The organism is Candidatus Nanosynsacchari sp. TM7_ANC_38.39_G1_1 (genome assembly GCF_004138385.1).
In genome coordinates, this window is record NZ_PQNZ01000066.1 from 1 (window position 1) to 3,554 (window position 3,554).

Here is a 3,554-nt window from a genome sequence, read left to right on the forward strand (position 1 = left end):
ATTTGGCATTTTTAGCAAATCGGTTTACTATTATATAAGTATGAAGAATTTGGTTATCGTCGAGTCGCCAGCCAAAGCCAAAACTATCGAGAAATATCTCGGCAATGATTTTCATGTTTTGTCAAGCGTGGGGCATATTCGCGCTATCGCCAAAAAAACCAAAGACGGCACGCCGCCAATTGACATCCAGCACGGCTTCAAAACGACTTACGAAATCGACCCGGAAAAGAAAAAGGTAATCGCTGAATTGAAGAAAGCCGTCAAATCAGTCGGCGCGGCCAACGTCTGGCTAGCCACCGATGAAGACCGCGAGGGCGAGGCCATTGCTTGGCATTTATGCGAGGTCCTAAAGCTTGATCCCAAATCCACCAAGCGCATTACTTTTCACGAAATTACCAAATCGGCTATCGAGGAGGCAATCAAGCATCCGCGCACCGTTGATATGAAGCTAGTCGAAGCTCAGCAAGCCCGGCAGATTCTCGACCGAATTGTCGGCTTCGAACTTAGCCCGGTCGTCTGGCAAAAAGTCCCCGGCGGCAAGTCGGCTGGCCGCGTCCAGAGTCCAGCCGTACGGCTGCTAGTCGAGCGCGAGCACGAAATTGACGCTTTTGCTGGCAGTTCGCAGTTCAAAGTTACCGCCATTTTCGCCGCTGGCAAACAAGAACTAAAAGCCGAGCTAAAGCAGCGTTTCGACAGCGAAGAAGAGGCTCGCACCTTTCTGGAATCGCTCGCTGGAGCGACTTTCACTGTCGCCAATATCAGTACCAGCCCGTCAAGCCGCAACCCAGCCGCGCCGTTCACGACCAGTACTCTGCAACAAGAGGCCAACAGCAAGCTAGGCATGGGCTCGCGCGCTACCATGGCCAGCGCCCAAAAACTATATCAAGAGGGCCGCATTACTTACATGCGTACTGATAGTGTCAACTTGTCAAGCCAGGCCATCGCTGCTAGCGCCGATTACATCAAACGTTTATACGGCATCGAATACTCGCATGTCCGCAAATTCAAAACTAAATCCGCTGGCGCCCAAGAAGCCCACGAAGCAATTCGCCCGACCGATATTACCCGCGAATCAGTCAGCGGCAGCGACTATGACCAGCGCCTCTATGACCTCATCCGCCGCCGCACGCTAGCCAGCCAAATGGCGCCAGCCAAGCTAGAGAACACAACAATTACAATTGGTATTAACGACGGGGAAAAGCAAAATAACTCAAGCAAGACTAACGACAAGCTCGTCTTTGAAGCCAAGGGTCAAGTCGTCCTCTTCGACGGCTTCCTGCGCGTTTATGGCGGCGGTAAAGATGACACAATTTTGCCAACCGTCAAATCTGGCGACCAGCTCCAACGCCACAGCGTCGAAGCCCGCCAAGTTTTCGCCCGGCCGCCAGCCCGTTATACCGAAGGTACACTAGTCAAAAAGCTTGAAGAGCTCGGTATCGGCCGCCCAAGTACTTACGCTACCATCATGAATACCATTCAAACCCGCGGTTACGCCGAAAAAGGCGATTCCGAAGGTGTACCGCGCGATGTTATCTTATTGCAACTTATCGACAATAAGGTCGAGCGCGAAATTGTCCAAGAAAAGACCGGCTCCAACAAAGGCAAGCTCGTGCCGACACCAGCCGGCGAGCTGATTAGTGGCTTTTTAACCGACCACTTCAACCGCGTCGTTGATTATGGTTTCACCGCCGACGTCGAGAAAGACTTCGACGATATTGCCGGTGACCGCTTGGCGCGCAACACTATGCTCGAGAAATTCTACGCGCCATTCCACGCACTAATTGAGCAATCCGGTAATATTGACCGCCGAACTGTCGGCGCCAACAGGGAAGTTGGTATTGATCCGAAATCTGGCAAACCAATTATTGCTCGCTTCGGCCGCTTCGGACCAATGCTGCAGCTAGGATCAAGCGACGACAAAGCCGACAAACCGCAATTCGCGCCGCTGCCTAAAGGCGCCAAGATCGAAACCGTCACCCTCGAGCAAGCTCTGCATGCCTTTGAGCTGCCGCGCTTAGTCGGCCAAACCGAGGACGGGCAAGATATCAAGGCTAACGTCGGCCGCTTCGGTCCATATATTCAAATCGGTAAACTCTACGTCAGCCTGAAAGATATCGACCCGCGCGAAGTCACCCAAGAGCAAGCGCGCGAACTATACGCCGCCAAGCTCAAAGCCGAGGCCGAGAAAAACATCGCCGACTTTGGCGACGGCATCAAGGTGCTCAACGGCCGTTTCGGGCCATACGTTACCGACGGCAACAAAAACGCCAAAATCCCCAAAGACACCGACCCCAAAACCATCACTCGCGACCAGGCAGTAGAACTGCTCGCTAACGCCCCGCAAAAAAGGTCGGCGCGGCGCCAAATACGGCGAAAGAAGTAAACATGGCAATCAAGCTCCAACAAGTCCGACGTGTCCGCCGCTGGATGATGATTTTGCTGCTCGTAGTAATAGTTATCGTTGTCTTCTCGCTAAATGTTCACAGGTCGTACCGCACCGATAATCATCCACGCCTAGGCAATGTCGCTAATGTCGACGCTGATATTCCGTATTGCTCCGGCCAAGACAAGCAGAAGTTTGATTTGTACACGCCAATCAACAGCTTGCTTAATACTCATACGACACCGTACCCGCTAGTTATTTATATCCACGGCGGCGGCTGGCACAAAGGCGATAAGCGCAATTCGCTGCTTGACTATTACGGTTCTAGCTTGACAGCGGCTGGGTTTGCAGTCGCCTCAGTCAATTACCGCCTAGCGCCCAAATACCACTATCCAATACAAAATAACGACGTTGCCTGCGCTATCGATACCATCGCCAAACTCGCCAGCTCTTATGACATCGACACCAACAATGTTATCCTTTTTGGCGATAGCGCTGGCGGGCTCTTGGCTATCGACTACGTCTTAACTCGCCAAGACAGCCCGATCACTGTCCGCGGCGTGATCAGTTTTTATGGCACCACCGACCTGGTCAACCAATTACAGCGCACCAAGCGCAACCCAAATGCTTACAAATTCCTCGGCACCCGCAATGTCGATACTGCCCGCGTCGCCAGCCCGCTGTACCAACCGATTACCAAAACGCCGCCGCCGTTTTTGTTTTTCCACGGCACCAAAGACAGCGTCGTATCAATTGAGCAGGCTTACAAGTTCTACCAGCGTATCTTGGCCTACCAGCCGAGCAGCCGCTTTATTCGCGTTGCCAATGCCGGCCACGGCTTCGACGACAGTGGACGCAGCACCAAACCGACCAGCGACGAAATTCGCCGCACACTTACGCTGTTCGCCCTCAAGCATATCAACAACGACCAGTCAGAAACTCAGGCGCAAACCACGCCAGAAAAAGTCCAGATATTATTAGACAATGATTAAGCTGTTTAACCAGCTAATTATTCACTAGTGTTTTGAATAAGCTTTGCTCAATAAACAATTATATTTTGTGATAAACTGTTAAATTAACCAGCATCGGTACAGCTTTAACACCTTAAACTTTGACAAAAATAAGTATTATTGTTAGCCTAGACATTATTCTTTATTAAAAAAAGTAGCAA

General features: G+C 51.4%; 2 protein-coding genes. Both read left to right on the forward strand.

Features of this window, described 5'->3' with window-relative positions; genetic code table 11:
• The first annotated feature begins 40 nt into the window (after nucleotides 1-40).
• On the forward strand, nucleotides 41-2,383 hold the full coding sequence (gene topA / locus G1ANC_RS03915) for a type I DNA topoisomerase (protein ID WP_129693694.1): 2,343 nt from the start codon (nucleotides 41-43) through the stop codon (nucleotides 2,381-2,383).
• Between the two features lie 2 nt (nucleotides 2,384-2,385).
• On the forward strand, nucleotides 2,386-3,375 hold the full coding sequence (locus G1ANC_RS03920; RefSeq protein WP_129693695.1) for an alpha/beta hydrolase: 990 nt from the start codon (nucleotides 2,386-2,388) through the stop codon (nucleotides 3,373-3,375).
• Nucleotides 3,376-3,554 lie beyond the last annotated feature (179 nt).